The sequence below is a fragment of the Bacillus sp. AR4-2 genome, from assembly GCF_008274865.1.
In the GTDB taxonomy this organism is placed as follows: Bacteria; Bacillota; Bacilli; order Bacillales; family Bacillaceae_G; genus Bacillus_A; species Bacillus_A cereus.
Genome location: NZ_CP031062.1, coordinates 3,739,991 through 3,755,925, shown reverse-complemented (window position 1 = coordinate 3,755,925; position 15,935 = coordinate 3,739,991). Strand labels below are relative to the sequence as shown.

Here is a 15,935-nt window from a genome sequence, read left to right as displayed (position 1 = left end):
TCTTTGCTTTTACGTGAAACATTGACTACAATGTGGATTGGTGAGAGAACTGGATACGAAAGGAAGAATTATATGGAGATAAAAGAAATCTCTGTTCCGCAACAAGGTGTTGTAGCGGACTATATGAACGGTAAAAAAGAGATACAGTCATGTTTTGATTATATGTTAACAGAAGATGCTTTTAAACAACGTTTACATGATTTGCGTGAAAGGGAGTTTTTCCGCCAAGATTTAGTAGCGCATTTATTAGAATATAATACAAAATTACAAGCGGGAGAATCTACACTTCAAAATGTAAAAGCGCTTGGAGATGAAAATACATATGTTGTTATAGCTGGACAACAAGCAGGGTTATTAACTGGACCGCTTTATACAATTCATAAAGTTATTTCAATTTTACAGCTTGCAAAGGAAAAGGAAGAAAGTTTAGGAGTTAAAGTTGTCCCTGTCTTCTGGATTGCGGGTGAAGACCATGATATGGATGAGATTAACCATACTTTTGTAGCGAAAAATAAAAAGATGAAAAAAACTATTTTTTATGACCGTAATCCGAAAAAAGCGAGTGCTTCTGAGTCTGAACTTTCTGTTGAAGATTGTAGAAATTGGATTGAAGAGATTTTTAAAACATACCCAGAAACAAATTTTACAAAGGATGTATTAAAATTTGTTGATGATGCTTTGAAAAAATCGAATACGTATGTAGATTTCTTTGCTCATCTTATTACGAAAATCTTTGCTAATTCTGGTTTAATCCTTGTTGATTCACATCATCCTGAATTAAGAAAGTTAGAAATTCCATTTTTTAAGCGAATTATAAGTAAGTATAAAGAGATACAAGAGGGGCTTCGTAATCAGCAAGAAGTAATGAAAGAACTAGGATACAAACCGATTATTGAAACGAAGTCTCATGCAGTGCATATATTCATGGAAATAGATAATGAACGAGTATTGCTTGAAGATCAACAAGGTAAGTTTGTTGGAAAGGATGGGGCGCATTCCTTTTCATACGAAGAGTTGATTGAAGAGATGGAGAGAAATCCGGCACGTTTTAGTAATAATGTTGTAACACGTCCTCTTATGCAAGAGTATGTATTTCCTACGCTCGCATTTATTGGAGGTCCAGGAGAATTAGCTTATTGGAGTGAATTACAACAAGTATTCCATACTGTCGGTTTTCAAATGCCACCTGTCGTTCCTCGTCTTACAATTACTTATGTGGAGAGAGATATAGCGACGGATTTATTTGATTTGCAATTGAGAGAAAGTGATCCGTTTTTAAATGATGTCGATAAATTGCGTGAAAACTGGTTGTCTAATCAAATAGAGGAACCGATTGATGATCATTTTGAAAAGGCGAAAAAAGAAATTGCCGATATTCATACATCTTTACAGCAATTTGTAAAGAAAATAGAGCCAGGGTTAGGTGCGTTTGCAGGGAAAAACGAATTGAAAATTAATGAACAAATTGAACTGCTGGAAAGAATGTTGAAAAGAAATGTTGAGAAAAAGTATGAGGTTCAGCTAAATAAATTCCGCCGTATACAATTCGCACTTCGTCCATTAGGTGCACCGCAAGAACGTGTGTGGAATGTATGTTATTATTTAAATCAGTTTGGTTTGGATTTCGTTGATCGTGTAATGGAAAAACCTTTTTCTTGGGACGGAAAACATCATGTTATAAAACTATAAAATCTTGCTCTTTGGAGCAGGATTTTATTTTTATTCCGTTGAATTTACTGTGAAGTGATTTTTTTCTGAATTATCAATCAAAAAAGTGTTAAATATGGCAATTGTGTTGGATACTTAAATATATGACAAAATAGCACAAAATGTAAACGTATTATTCGCTTTTTCGACAGTTTTTTATTTAAATTCCCGCAAAAGATGATAAAATTTAGTATATAATAAAAGAAAATAGCGATTTGTATAGTATGTTGCCTTTGTTGGTAAGTTAAATGAGTCGTTCTTTCGTATTATTTCATTCTCTAAGCGTGAAATATGTGTTTAGAGGAAGGGATACATTCAACATAATTAATTGGAAAAAGAGTAGGTGCAACAATGTTTAAACACGTAACAGTGCTTTTAAAGGAAACAGTAGACGGCTTAGATATAAAGCCAGATGGTACATATGTAGATTGTACACTGGGGGGAGGAGGACATAGTTCTTATTTATTATCCCAATTAACTGAAGGTGGAAAATTAATAGCGTTTGATCAAGATGAGATAGCGATTCAAAACGCGAAAGAAAAGTTCTCTTCATACGGTGAACAGTTTATAACAGTAAAGAGTAACTTCCGTTATTTAGCTGAAAAACTGCAGGAAATAGGTATAACAGAAGTAGACGGTATTTTATTTGATTTAGGTGTTTCATCCCCACAATTAGATACACCAGAACGAGGCTTTAGTTATCATCATGATGCACCGCTAGATATGCGGATGGATCAAGATGCCCCATTAACAGCGTACGATGTTGTAAATAGCTGGTCATATGAACAACTTGTAAGGATTTTCTTCCAATACGGTGAAGAGAAATTTTCAAAACAAATTGCAAGAAAAATTGAAGCTTATCGTGAGAATAAAGCTATTGAAACGACAGGAGAATTAGTAGAGCTAATTAAAGAAGGTATTCCGGCTCCTGCTCGCAGAACGGGTGGGCATCCTGCTAAGCGAGTGTTTCAGGCAATTCGTATAGCTGTAAATGATGAATTAAAAGTATTTGAAGAAGCATTGGAATCTGCTATTGAGATGGTTAAGCCAGGTGGAAGGGTTAGTGTTATAACATTCCATTCATTAGAAGATCGTATTTGTAAAACAACGTTTAAGCGAAATAGTACAACGCCACAATTGCCGCCAGGATTACCGATTATTCCTGATGAATTTAAGCCGAAATTAAAGCTTATTACAAGAAAACCGATTTTACCTTCTGATATAGAGCTAGAAGAAAATAATCGTGCGCGTTCTGCGAAGTTGAGAATCGCTGAAAAACGATAAAAGGGAGAGAGAGGTATGACTAATTTAGCTGTAAAGTACAAACAACAAGCGCAAGAAGAGGTGCAAATTCAAACGCCCCCACAGCAGATGGCTAAGCCGAAGGTTAAAGCGAAAATTACAAGAATCGAAAAACTGTTGTATGTAGCGTTTATTGGCTTTTTATTGTATGCCTGTGTCGCGTTTATTGGAAATAAAGCAGGCCTTTATCAAGTTAATGTAGAAGCAGCGACGATAGAAGAAAAAATTGTACAGCAGCAAAAAGAAAATCAAGAATTACAAGCTGAAGTAGAGAAGTTAAGTCGCTATGAACGGATCGCTGAAGTTGCAAAAAAACACGGGCTAGAAATTAATGCGAATAATGTGAAAGGCCTCAAATAAGGCAATAGGTGTGAAGGAACGATGAAGAAGAATATGACTAAATTTCATACCAATAAGGGAGCAGGTTATTTTATGATATTTTTCCTCCTGCTCTTTTTGCTGTTATTAGCCCGATTTTTTTACATACAATCAACAGGAACAGTTCATAATCAGGATTTAGATGCACTTGCTAAACAAAAGCATAGTAAAACAGGAGTTCTTGAAGCGAACCGAGGAACCATTTATGATCAAAACGGTCATGTGTTAGCGCAAGACGCAAACTCTTACAAAATGGTAGCTGCACTAAAAGGTGCTAACTCAGTTGAGAATAAAGAAGATACTGCAAAGAAAATTGCAGGAGTACTTGGAAAAGGCGAAGAGGATATTTTAGCTTCTTTAAACAAGGAAGGTAGAAGTCAAGTCGAATTTGGAACGTTAGGCAAGGATTTGACGAAAGAAAAGAAGGAACAAATAGAAGCGTTGAAGTTGCCGGGAATATCTTTTATTACAGAAAATGCAAGGGTGTATCCAAACGGTGATTTTGCATCTTACGTTATAGGTCATGCAAAACCAAATGAGAATGGAACCTCGGTAGGTCAATTTGGCATAGAGAAAAGCTTGGATAAATACTTAAGTGCTTCGAACGGAGAAGTAGCATATACAGGTGATCGTAAAGGTGTGTCCCTTGATGGGGGAAAAGTTAATGTAAAGGCACCTAAAAATGGAGATAACGCTTATTTAACAATTGATCAACGTGTCCAAAGTTATTTAGAAGACGCGATGAAAGCAGCAAGTAAGCAATATGAGCCAGAAAGTTTAATAGGGATTGTTGCAGATCCGAAAACTGGGAAAATATTAGCGATGTCTACTAAACCTAGTTATGACCCTAATGATCGCCAAATTAAATATTTCTTCAATGACGCGATTGCCAATGCATTTGAACCTGGATCAACAATGAAAATTTTTACGTTAGCGGCAGCTATTAATGAAGGTGTGTACAAAGGACAAGATTATTATCAATCCGGGACATATCAAGTCGGAAATAGGAAAATAAAAGATCATAATGGCGGTGCTGGTTGGGGCTCTATCACGTTTGATGAAGGGGTAGAGCGTTCTTCAAACGTAGCGTTTGCAATTTTAGGAGATCAAAAACTTGGTCCAGAACGTTTCCGAAAATATATTCATAGTTTTGGATTAGATGAAAAAACGAACATTGATTTATCAGGTGAAGGATCGAATACAATTTTATTTGATCAGCAAATACAACAAGTGACAACAGCTTTTGGACAAGGTTCCACTGTAACACCAATTCAGCTTGTACAAGCTGCAACGGCCATTGCAAATGATGGGAAAATGATGAAACCTTATGCAATTGATAAAATTGTAGATCCGATAACAGACAAAGTAAAATTAGAACATAAGCCAGAAGAAGTAGGAAAACCTGTTACAAAGGAAACAGCAGCGCAAGTAAGACAGTTATTAGAACGTGTTGTTACATCTCCGAAAGGTACAGGGACAGCTTATAAAATTGATGGATATTCAGTTGGTGGTAAAACAGGTACAGCGCAAATTCCGGATGGAAAAGGCGGCTATATGACAGGAAGACAGAATTATATATTCTCATTCTTAGGTATGGCACCAATGGACGATCCACAACTTGTCGTGTATGTAGCTGTTAAACAGCCGAAATTAAAAGATGACGAGAACGGCGCACAACCTTTAGCTGATATTTTTAAATATGTAACAAAAAATAGTTTAGAGTATTTAAAGATTAAGCCAAATGAAGTGAAAGATCCGAAAAAACATCTGAAAGAACAACAAACTACTGTTCCAGATGTAACTGGTAAAACGATGGCTGAAGCGGGGAAAGCGATTGATAAAGCAAAACTTCGTCCAATCGTACTAGGTGAAGGGAAAGTACAGCAACAAGTACCAAAAGCGACTGAACAAACATTAAAAGGCGACCGAGTCTTCTTGGTAGGAGATAAGCCTACAATGCCAAATATACAAGGATGGGCACTGCGTGATGTTATGAATTTAGCGAAGACATTACAGCTTAACTTGAAACCTTCTGGTACAGGATACGTAACAGAACAAAGTGTGGCGGAAGGAACATTATTACAACCTGGTACAGAATTAGGTGTCACACTCGTACCGCCACTCGAACCACAGCAAGAAGCAGAAAAGCCGTAATGGTAAAAGAGAATAAGTTCTAATTAAATAAGTACAAGCATATATTGGAACAAGCTAGGCGTAAGGGAGGCTTGTTCCGATATGCGTGTATCAAATGTAACAGTTAGAAAACGACTTATTTTTATACTTATATCAGGTATACTTATTTTCACTATTATCGATATTCGTCTTGGATATGTGCAATTTTTTCTTGGGAATATGTTAACGGATCGTGCGAAAGATTCATGGAGTCGTAATATTACTTTTGAACCCGAACGTGGGAAAATTTTAGACCGAAATGGTGTGGAACTTGCCACGAATAAAAGTGCTCCAACTGTCTTTGTTGTACCGAGGCAAATTGAAAAACCAGCAGAGACTGCAGAGAAGTTAGCTGCAGTATTAGGTGTGGAAAAAGATGAGATTTATAAAAGGATTACAAAAAAAGAATCGATTGTAAGGTTAGATAAAGGCGGAAGGAAAATATCACATGACAAAGCGAAAGAAGTACGAGGATTAAGTTTGAAGGGCGTGTATATCGCAGAGGATTCTATCCGGTACTATCCATTTGGAAACTTTTTATCACATGTATTAGGTTTTGCAGGTAGCGATAACCAAGGTCTTATGGGACTAGAAAAATATTATGATAAAGAGCTAAATGGGGACAAAGGTCATGTGCGTTTTTTTGCAGATGCGAAAGGACAAAGGATGCCTAATGTTGGTGATGATTTCAAAAAGCCAGAAGCTGGTTTAAATTTAGGATTAACAATCGATGCGCGTATTACAAGGATTATGGAAAGAGAAATGAATATTGCGGAGTCAACTTATAATCCTGACGGTATGATTGCGATTGCAATGAATCCTAAAAATGGTGAAATTTTAGGTATGTCTAGTCGACCGAGTTTTGACCCAGCGGATTTTCAAAGTGTCTCTCCAGAAGTGTATAACAGAAATCTACCTGTATGGAGTACGTATGAGCCTGGTTCGACATTTAAGATCATTACATTAGCTGCAGCATTGAATGAAAATTTAGTAGACTTAGAGAAGGATACGTTTTATGATGATGGAGCAGCTGAAGTAGGTGGAGCTAGATTGAAATGCTGGAAAGCAGGAGGTCATGGCAGTCAAACGTTTTTAGAAGTCGTTCAAAACTCATGTAACCCGGGATTTATTGAACTTGGTGATCGCCTTGGTAAAGACCGATTATTTAAATACATTCGTAATTTTGGTTTTGGGCAGAAGACTGGAATTGACTTGCAAGGTGAAGGCAGTGGGATTTTATTTAATTTAGATAAAGTTGGTCCAGTAGAGCAAGCAACAACTTCATTCGGCCAAGGGGTTTCTGTTACACCAATTCAACAAGTAGCAGCTGTAGCGGCGGCTGTAAATGGTGGAACATTGTATCAGCCGTATATAGCTAAGGAGTTTATTGATCCGAAAAATAATCAAGTTGTTAGTAAAAAGACACCTGTTGAGAAAAGAAAAGTTATTTCCAAGGAAACTTCAGAAAAAGTTCGTTATGCATTAGAGAATGTTGTAGCGAAAGGTTCTGGTAAAGGTGCTTATATTGATGGATATCGTGTAGGTGGAAAAACGGGTACTGCTCAAAAGGTGAAAGATGGTAAATATTTAGAGAATAATTATATAGTATCTTTTATCGGATTTGCTCCAGCGGATGATCCAGAGATTGTTGTGTATGTTGCTGTTGATAATCCAAAAGGGGTTACACAGTTTGGTGGAGTGGTAGCAGCTCCGATTGTCGGGAATATCCTTCGAGATGCGCTTCCTGTTATGGGAGTGAAACCGAGAAAAGAACAAGTTGAGAAAGAATATAAATGGGGCGATACACCAACTGTGGAAGTTCCGAATTTAATTGGAATGAAAAAGAAAGACTTACAAACACAACTCGTCGATTTGAAGCTTGATATAAGTGGAGATGGAGAGAAAGTAATTAAACAATCACCAGAAGCGGGAGCTAAAGTAAAAGAAGGCTCAAAAATTAGAATTTACTTCGGGAATTAAAGGTAACATAGTACGTTTTATGGTACAATTGGTGGAAGTGAGTTCTTTATAGAACAGTTACTTAATTTGAGACAGTAAGTGTCTCATTCATAAATAGGTCAGTAGCACTTACCTCCTTATATAGGAGGTAATGTGTTGCTTACTGAAAAAAAGATAAATAAACAATGTAGAGAGGGTTTAGTGAAATGAAGTTGCATACACTTGTATCATGTTTGCATGATTTTCCAGTTGTTCCAAAAGAAAATCCAGAAATCACATCTATAGAAGCTGATTCACGTAAAGTGAAAGAGGGAAGCTTATTTGTATGTATGAAAGGATATACGGTTGATAGCCATGATTTTGCTAAGCAAGCAGCGGCACAAGGAGCGGCTGCTATTGTTGCGGAAAGACCAATTGATGTTGACGTTCCAGTTGTACTTGTGAAAAATACTTTTCGTTCGTTAGCGGTTTTAGCTGATTATTTTTATGGTCAACCGACACACAAGTTACATTTAATCGGAATTACAGGTACAAATGGAAAGACAACAACATCGCATATTATGGATGAGATTATGCGAGCACATGGTCATAAAACAGGGCTAATTGGAACGATTAATATGAAAATCGGTGATGAAACATTTGAGGTGAAAAATACAACACCAGATGCACTAACACTTCAACAGACGTTTTCAAAAATGGTTGAACAAGGTGTGGACAGCACGGTAATGGAAGTTTCGTCACATGCGTTAAATCTTGGTCGTGTACACGGATGTGATTACGATGTAGCGGTGTTTACGAATTTAACACAAGATCATTTAGACTATCATAAAACGATGGAAGAATATAAACATGCAAAAGGGTTACTATTTGCACAGCTTGGCAATAGTTATAATCATAATCGTGAAAAGTACGCTGTGCTGAATAGCGATGATAATGTAACAGAAGAGTATATGAGAAGTACTGCAGCAACAGTTGTAACATATGGTATTGATACAACAAGTGACATTATGGCAAAAAATATCGTTATGACGAGTGGCGGGACTACATTTACGCTTGTCACACCATATGAAAGTGTAAATGTTACAATGAAATTAATAGGTAAATTTAATGTATATAACGTACTTGCAGCAACAGCAGCAGGACTTGTTTCGGGTGTGAAATTAGAAACAATCATTGCTGTTATAAAGGATTTAGCTGGGGTTCCAGGACGTTTTGAAGTTGTTGATGGAGGGCAAAATTATACAGTTATTGTTGATTACGCACATACGCCAGATAGTTTAGAAAATGTATTAAAAACTGCAAAACAATTTGCAAAAGGTGATGTGTATTGTATCGTTGGTTGTGGCGGCGATAGGGACCGAACGAAGAGACCGATAATGGCAAGTGTTGCAACAAAATATGCAACTCATGCAATTTATACATCAGATAATCCAAGAAGTGAAGATCCAGCGGCTATTTTAGATGATATGGTACATGGTGCAAGCGGGAAAAATTATGAAATGATCATTGATAGAAAAGAAGCAATACACCATGCAATCGCTAAAGCGAAAGCAGATGATATCATTATTATTGCTGGTAAGGGGCATGAAACGTATCAAATTATTGGTAAAGAAGTTCATCATTTCGATGATCGTGAAGTTGCTAAAGAAGCAATTACAGGGCGTTTAAACAACGAAGAGTAACAACGTGAGAGGAGGACTACATGTGCTTGAGCAAGGTTTATTAGTAACGGCTGGGGTAGCATTCTTAATTTCTGTTGCCCTTTCGCCATTGTTTATTCCATTTTTAAGAAAATTAAAGTTCGGACAGAGTATTCGTGATGAGGGACCGAAGTCACATCAAAAAAAATCAGGGACACCGACAATGGGTGGTATCGTCATATACGTATCTATGATGGTAACTTCACTTATTATGGCGATTAAGTTTAATTATTTAGGTGCAGAGGTTTCGTTATTACTATTAGTGACGTTTGGTTACGGATTGATTGGATTTTTAGATGACTACATAAAGGTAGTTAAGAAGAGAAATCTTGGTTTAACATCAAAGCAAAAATTAGTAGGTCAGCTTGTTATTGCTATTGCATTCTTTTTAATTGGAAAAGGGCAAGCGTTCCACACATACATCATGATTCCGGGAACGGATGTTAAGTTTGAATTAGGTTGGGCGTATTTCGTACTTGTACTATTTATGCTTATTGGTGGATCAAATGCAGTTAACTTAACTGACGGTTTAGATGGTTTATTATCAGGAACAGCTGCTATTGCATTTGGAGCATTTAGTATTATTGCTGTGGCACAAGAGCAATTTGGAGTAGCGATATTCTGTATGGCAGTTGTAGGAGCTGTACTTGGATTTTTAGTATTCAATGCGAATCCAGCAAAAGTGTTTATGGGAGATACAGGTTCATTAGCTTTAGGTGGAGCCATTGCAGCTGTAGCGATTTTATTAAAACAAGAATTGCTACTTGTAATTATTGGCGGAGTATTCGTAATGGAAACTTTATCGGTTATCATTCAGGTCATTTCATTTAAAACAACAGGAAAACGTGTCTTTAAAATGAGTCCATTACACCATCATTATGAATTATGCGGTTGGTCAGAGTGGCGTGTTGTTGTGACGTTTTGGTCTGCAGGATTTTTATTAGCTGTGTTAGGAATTTATATCGGGGTGTGGATGTAATTGAAAACTGTAACTGAATTTCAAAATAAGAATATTCTTGTATTGGGTATTGCAAAAAGTGGTTATGCAGCAGCTACATTGTTACAAAAGCTAGGGGCAAATGTTATTGTAAATGACGGAAAGCCTTTAGCAGAGAATGTACTTGCTGCAGAATTACAAGCAAAAGGAATGGACGTTGTATGCGGTGGTCATCCTTTAGAATTATTAGAGAGAAATATTTCTCTTGTAGTAAAAAATCCAGGAATCCCGTATTCTAATCCAATATTAGTTGCTGCGAAAGAAAAACAAATTCCGATTGTTACGGAAGTTGAATTAGCATATCGTATTTCAGAAGCACCATTTGTTGGGATTACGGGGTCTAACGGTAAAACGACGACGACAATGCTGACATTTGAAATGCTAAAAGAAGGACAAAAGCATCCTGTAATTGCAGGGAACATTGGAACTGTAGCGTGTGAAGTAGCACAGGATGCAAAAGAAAATGAAGTTGTAGTTACAGAACTTTCATCGTTTCAATTGATGGGAGTAGAATTGTTCCAACCTAAAATTGCTGCGTTTTTAAATTTATTTGAGGCCCACTTAGATTATCATGGGACGAAGAAAGAATATGGTTTAGCAAAAGCAAATATTTTTAAAAACCAAACAGAAAATGATTATAGTGTAATAAATGCGGATGATGCAGATGTGATGGCTTTGTCTGCGTATTCTAAAGGTCAAAAAATCCTGTTTTCGACAACGAAAGAAATTGAAGATGGTGCGTGTATAAAAGATAACGCTCTTTATTTCAAAGGTGAAAAAGTTGTTGAAGTAAGCGATATCGTTTTACCTGGTCAACATAATCTAGAAAATATTTTAGCTGCGATGAGTATTGCGAAATTATTAGGTACTTCTAATGAAGCAATTACGGTCGTGTTAAAACGTTTTACGGGTGTAAAACATCGTTTAGAATATGTAACAACGATTAACAACCGTAAGTTTTATAATGATTCAAAAGCAACGAATATGTTAGCGACTGAGAAAGCACTATCTGCGTTTACACAACCGATTGTGTTACTAGCAGGTGGGCTTGATCGCGGAAATGAATTCGATGATTTAATTCCGTATTTCAAAAATGTAAAAGCGATTGTAACATTTGGACAAACAGCTCCTAAACTAGTAAGAGCGGCAGAAAAAGCAGGATTAGATATAATTGAAAGTGTCGATACTTTAGATGAAGCAGTGGTGAAAGCTTATGCTCATTCTAAAGATGGTGATGTCGTTCTTCTTTCTCCAGCGTGTGCAAGCTGGGATCAATTTAAAACATTTGAAGAAAGAGGAGACATTTTTATACAAGCTGTGCATAAACTTATATAAAGTAAATCAAAACATCAGTAGGCTAACACCTACTGATGTTTTGTTACATAGGGCAAAAGGTTCTGCCTAAAGAGGTGGTGTTTGTGGGTAATGAAGAAAACGCCTGATTTTATGCTCATCATCGTAACACTTTCATTGTTGACAATCGGAATGATTATGGTTTATAGTGCGAGTGCAGTTTGGGCCTCTTATAAAATGGGGGACTCATTCTTTTTTGCAAAAAGACAATTACTGTTTGCGGGTCTTGGTGTAGTAGCTATGTTTTTTATTATGAAAATTGATTATTGGGTGTGGCGTACGTATTCAAAAGTGATTTTGCTAGTTTGCTTCATTCTTCTTATTCTCGTTCTTATTCCTGGAGTAGGTCTTGTTCGAGGAGGAGCACGAAGTTGGATTGGAATCGGAGCATTTTCGATTCAACCGTCAGAATTTATGAAGTTTGCGATGATTATTTTCTTGGCAAAGTTTTTAGCAGAACGGCAAAAATTGATTACATCTTTTAAACGTGGTTTATTACCGGCTCTTAGTTTTGTGTTTCTTGCTTTTGGGATGATTATGTTACAGCCAGACCTTGGGACAGGAACGGTAATGGTTGGGACATGTATCATTATGATATTCATTTCGGGAGCGAGGGTCTTTCACTTTGCAATGTTTGGTTTGATTGGTGTAGCAGGATTTGTAGGGTTAATTGCATCAGCACCGTATCGAATGAAACGCATTACATCATATTTAGATCCGTGGTCAGATCCGCTCGGGAGTGGATTTCAAATTATCCAATCATTACTTGCAATTGGACCTGGTGGATTATTTGGGCTTGGACTTGGACAAAGTAGACAAAAATTTCTTTATTTACCTGAACCACAAACTGACTTTATATTTGCGATCTTATCCGAGGAATTAGGTTTTATTGGTGGTTCATTTGTGTTATTATTATTTAGTCTATTATTATGGCGCGGGATTCGTATCGCATTAGGAGCGCCAGATTTATATGGTACGTTTTTAGCAGTAGGTATTGTGGCGATGATTGCGATTCAAGTAATGATTAATGTTGGTGTTGTAACAGGACTGATGCCTGTTACGGGTATTACCTTGCCGTTTTTAAGTTATGGTGGATCAAGTTTGACATTAATGTTAATGGCAGTAGGTGTATTATTAAATATAAGTCGCCATTCTCGCTACTAAACCCTGTTTATAAGACAGGGTTTTTCGTATGTGTGTAAAAATGCAATATGTATATAGAAATAAATATAATGGAAATAAGAAAAGAGAAGCGGAGGAGTTAGTAGTGCGTGTATTAGTGAGTGGTGGGGGTACTGGTGGTCATATTTATCCAGCTCTTGCTTTAATTAGAGAAATAAAAAAGTTAAATCCAGAAGCAAGATTTTTATATATTGGTACGGAAAATGGACTAGAGAGTACAATCGTTCCAAAAGCAGGTATACCATTTCAATCTATTGTTATAAGTGGATTTAAACGAAAAATATCATTAGATAATGTGAAAACAGTAATGCGTTTTCTAAAAGGTGTACAGGATAGTAAACGATATATTCGTCGTTTTAATCCGGATATCGTAATTGGAACGGGTGGATATGTATGTGGACCAGTTGTATACGCTGCAGCCAAATTAGGTATTCCAACTATTGTACATGAACAAAATAGTGTACCAGGTGTAACGAACAAGTTTTTAAGCCGTTATGTTGATAAAGTTGCTGTTTGTTTTGAAGCAGCTATAGAGCATTTTCCAGAGTCAAAAGTGGTAATGACAGGTAATCCACGAGCATCAGAGGTAATGGATCAAAATGGAATGAAGGGGAAACGTTCAGTTGGGCTTTCTCTTCCTAAAAAGTCTGTACTTATATTTGGTGGAAGTCGTGGGGCTAGACCGATTAACGATGCCTTCGTTGAAGCAATTGAACAGTTTGGGAACAAAAGCTACGAAATACTATATGTAACAGGTGAAGTACATTATGACAAAGTGATGGAAGCCGTGAAGCAAAAAGGGAACCCAAGCAATGTTATTATTAAGCCGTTCATTCATAATATGCCAGAGGTACTAACTGGTGTAGACCTTGTTGTTTCAAGGGCTGGGGCAACAACACTTGCAGAATTAACAGCGTTAGGAAAACCAAGTGTGTTAATACCGAGTCCGTATGTAACAAATAATCATCAGGAAAAGAATGCACGTTCAGTTGTTGATAAAGGAGCGGCAAAAATGTTACTAGAAAAAGATTTAACAGCTGAAACGCTTATTCGTGATATTGATGAGATTTTATTAGATGCACAAACATTACAAAATATGAAGCTAGCTGCTAAGCAACTAGGTATTCCAGATGCAGCAAATAAGCTGTATGAAGTAATGAATAAGCTTGTAAAAAAATAAAGTGAGGCTTTAATCAGCGGGGAGTGATTCTCTCTCGTTGATTATTACCTTTCACTAATCGGATGTTTACTGGTATCCTCATTCCGCCTAATTTCTTTATTATCGCCTAATTTTGATTTAGGAGCTGTACTGCCCGTAAATAGAGGGATAACGTTAGGTGAACGCCCTGCATATTATTGTCATAAGGAGACTTAATATGGGGGAGATTGTCTATGGAACAATTAGTAAATGAGCTTATAGAAGCAGACGTTGGTCGTGTTTTAGTTAACGAGCCGTTAGCACGTTATACAACTATGAAAATAGGTGGACCAGCGGATATTTTAATTGTGCCAAAGCATGTAGCCGGTATTGAAAAAACATTACAGTTAGTAAAACAATACAAAACGAAGTGGACTGTAATTGGTCGCGGTTCAAACCTTCTTGTATCTGATCAAGGCATAGAAGGTGTTGTTATTCGTTTAGGAGAAGGATTAGATCACTTAGAGGTCGAAAAACATAAGGTAAGAGTTAGTAGTGGATATCCTCTTATTAAATTGTCAACTTTACTTAGTCGTCAAGGGTTAGCTGGATTGGAGTTTGCAAGCGGTATTCCAGGAAGTGTCGGTGGTGCAGTATATATGAATGCAGGTGCACATAAATCGGATATATCGAGTGTATTATCGAAGGCTCTCATTCTGTTTGAAGACGGTACAATTGACTGGTTAACGAATAAAGAACTGGAGTTTTCTTATCGGGCATCTGTATTGCAAACGAAACGTCCTGGTATTGTTTTAGAGGCGGTGTTTCAATTACAGGCGGGAAAACGTGAAGAAATTGTACGTAGCATGCAAAATAATAAAGATTACCGCCGTGAAACGCAACCATGGAATCACCCGTGTGCAGGAAGTGTATTTCGGAATCCAATCCCACATTTTGCAGGAGATTTAGTAGAAAAAGCAGGGCTTCGTGGTTATAGGATTGGTGGAGCTCAAATTTCTGAAATGCATGGCAATTTTATTGTTAATACCGGGGGAGCTTCAGCGCAAGATGTATTGTCTTTAATTGAATTAATAAAACATACAATTAAGGATAAATTTGATGTAGATATGCACACAGAAGTAGAAATCATTGGAAGATAACGGTTATTCGTTCCGCTCATTATCATTTATGTTATAATAAGAAGATAAGAACGGCATGAGGAACATGCCGTTCTTTATGTTACATAGGGGGATCGTACATGAATAATAGTAAAGTGATTAAACTACAAGATCGTGTACCAAAATTGAAAAATCAAAAGAAAAAAAACAAAAAAAATGTTAATCATCGATTGATTTTATACATATCAATTTTATTTTTATTAGTGCTCTTTTTAATTTATTTTCGGTCTCCGCTTAGTAATATAAAAAAGATTAGTGTGTTTGGAAATCACTATATGACGGATGAACAAGTAATGAAGGATTCAGGCGTGACATATGATACAAGTTATTTCCGAGTGACAGCACATAAAGCTGAAGAAAACTTAACGAAGCGAAAAGAAATTAAAGCAGTAAATGTAAAAAAACGTTTTCCAAACAATATTGATATTCATATCGAAGAATATGTAACGATTGGTTATATAAATAAAGAGGGAAAATTACAACCGTTATTAGAGAATGGAAAAACACTTGATGTACTACCTAATGGAAAACTTCCTGTTGCAGCACCGATTTTCGAACCTTTTAAAGAAGAGAAAATGAAGGAGTTAATCGCTGAACTAGAAAAATTAACACCAGCTATTTTAAAATCTATTTCGGAGATTCGCTATTCACCAACGAATGCGAATGAAGATCATCTTACTTTATATATGAATGAAGGTTATGAAGTGAGCACTACAATTCAAAATTTCGCAAAACGTATGGAAGCCTATCCGCTTATTTTAAAAACAATTGAGCCAGGTAAGAAGGTATTAATTGACTTAGAAGTAGGTGCATATACGAAAGAATTAGGTGCGGAAGAAAAAAAAGAATAGAATGGTAGTTTTCGTTAC

Annotated in this window: 12 protein-coding genes; all 12 read left to right on the top strand. The window is 36.5% G+C overall.

All coding sequences use genetic code 11. From position 1 onward, the window contains the following. Window positions 1–72 precede the first annotated feature (72 nt). The 12 genes from bshC (at window position 73) to divIB (ending at window position 15,917) form a co-directional block, all read left to right on the top strand. Complete coding sequence (bshC, locus tag DN399_RS19200) at window positions 73–1,689, top strand: bacillithiol biosynthesis cysteine-adding enzyme BshC (protein ID WP_016123283.1); 1,617 nt, start codon at window positions 73–75, stop codon at window positions 1,687–1,689. A 369-nt stretch (window positions 1,690–2,058) separates the two neighbouring features. Further along, complete coding sequence (gene rsmH / locus DN399_RS19195; protein WP_000472508.1) at window positions 2,059–2,991, top strand: 16S rRNA (cytosine(1402)-N(4))-methyltransferase RsmH; 933 nt, start codon at window positions 2,059–2,061, stop codon at window positions 2,989–2,991. A 15-nt stretch (window positions 2,992–3,006) separates the two neighbouring features. Further along, window positions 3,007–3,369 carry a cell division protein FtsL gene (gene ftsL, locus DN399_RS19190; RefSeq protein ID WP_000182804.1) on the top strand — a complete coding sequence of 121 codons (363 nt, stop codon included), beginning with the start codon at window positions 3,007–3,009 and terminating at the stop codon, window positions 3,367–3,369. Window positions 3,370–3,390: 21 nt separating this feature from the next. Then, the gene (locus DN399_RS19185) at window positions 3,391–5,541 is read left to right on the top strand and encodes a penicillin-binding protein (RefSeq protein WP_000739963.1); all 2,151 of its coding nucleotides are present in this window, start codon (window positions 3,391–3,393) and stop codon (window positions 5,539–5,541) included. 81 nt (window positions 5,542–5,622) lie between these two features. Next, window positions 5,623–7,539 (top strand): stage V sporulation protein D, encoded by a 1,917-nt coding sequence (locus DN399_RS19180; protein WP_001266234.1) that lies wholly within the window; start codon window positions 5,623–5,625, stop codon window positions 7,537–7,539. Between the two features lie 185 nt (window positions 7,540–7,724). Then, on the top strand, window positions 7,725–9,200 hold the full coding sequence (gene murE / locus DN399_RS19175; RefSeq protein ID WP_000766320.1) for a UDP-N-acetylmuramoyl-L-alanyl-D-glutamate--2,6-diaminopimelate ligase: 1,476 nt from the start codon (window positions 7,725–7,727) through the stop codon (window positions 9,198–9,200). Between the two features lie 22 nt (window positions 9,201–9,222). Further along, the gene (mraY, locus tag DN399_RS19170; RefSeq protein WP_000893060.1) at window positions 9,223–10,197 is read left to right on the top strand and encodes a phospho-N-acetylmuramoyl-pentapeptide-transferase; all 975 of its coding nucleotides are present in this window, start codon (window positions 9,223–9,225) and stop codon (window positions 10,195–10,197) included. After that, window positions 10,198–11,550 carry a UDP-N-acetylmuramoyl-L-alanine--D-glutamate ligase gene (gene murD / locus DN399_RS19165; protein WP_000860116.1) on the top strand — a complete coding sequence of 451 codons (1,353 nt, stop codon included), beginning with the start codon at window positions 10,198–10,200 and terminating at the stop codon, window positions 11,548–11,550. 90 nt (window positions 11,551–11,640) lie between these two features. After that, window positions 11,641–12,732, top strand: coding sequence for a stage V sporulation protein E (gene spoVE, locus DN399_RS19160; protein WP_000753524.1), 1,092 nt, complete (start codon window positions 11,641–11,643; stop codon window positions 12,730–12,732). Window positions 12,733–12,835: 103 nt separating this feature from the next. Next, the gene (gene murG / locus DN399_RS19155; protein ID WP_025709060.1) at window positions 12,836–13,930 is read left to right on the top strand and encodes an undecaprenyldiphospho-muramoylpentapeptide beta-N-acetylglucosaminyltransferase; all 1,095 of its coding nucleotides are present in this window, start codon (window positions 12,836–12,838) and stop codon (window positions 13,928–13,930) included. 212 nt (window positions 13,931–14,142) lie between these two features. Continuing rightward, window positions 14,143–15,048 carry a UDP-N-acetylmuramate dehydrogenase gene (murB, locus tag DN399_RS19150; protein ID WP_149149897.1) on the top strand — a complete coding sequence of 302 codons (906 nt, stop codon included), beginning with the start codon at window positions 14,143–14,145 and terminating at the stop codon, window positions 15,046–15,048. Between the two features lie 98 nt (window positions 15,049–15,146). Further along, complete coding sequence (gene divIB / locus DN399_RS19145) at window positions 15,147–15,917, top strand: cell division protein DivIB (protein WP_001065794.1); 771 nt, start codon at window positions 15,147–15,149, stop codon at window positions 15,915–15,917. Window positions 15,918–15,935: the final 18 nt, after the last annotated feature.

Bases quoted from the DNA above. Each gene is read 5' to 3' on its own strand.
- murB (WP_149149897.1), top strand. From the start codon at position 14,143: ATGGAACAATTAGTAAATGAGCTTATAGAAGCAGACGTTGGTCGTGTT.
- spoVE (WP_000753524.1), top strand. From the start codon at position 11,641: ATGAAGAAAACGCCTGATTTTATGCTCATCATCGTAACACTTTCATTG.
- ftsL (WP_000182804.1), top strand. From the start codon at position 3,007: ATGACTAATTTAGCTGTAAAGTACAAACAACAAGCGCAAGAAGAGGTG.
- DN399_RS19180 (WP_001266234.1), top strand. From the start codon at position 5,623: ATGCGTGTATCAAATGTAACAGTTAGAAAACGACTTATTTTTATACTT.
- bshC (WP_016123283.1), top strand. From the start codon at position 73: ATGGAGATAAAAGAAATCTCTGTTCCGCAACAAGGTGTTGTAGCGGAC.
- DN399_RS19185 (WP_000739963.1), top strand. From the start codon at position 3,391: ATGAAGAAGAATATGACTAAATTTCATACCAATAAGGGAGCAGGTTAT.
- murE (WP_000766320.1), top strand. From the start codon at position 7,725: ATGAAGTTGCATACACTTGTATCATGTTTGCATGATTTTCCAGTTGTT.
- divIB (WP_001065794.1), top strand. From the start codon at position 15,147: ATGAATAATAGTAAAGTGATTAAACTACAAGATCGTGTACCAAAATTG.
- rsmH (WP_000472508.1), top strand. From the start codon at position 2,059: ATGTTTAAACACGTAACAGTGCTTTTAAAGGAAACAGTAGACGGCTTA.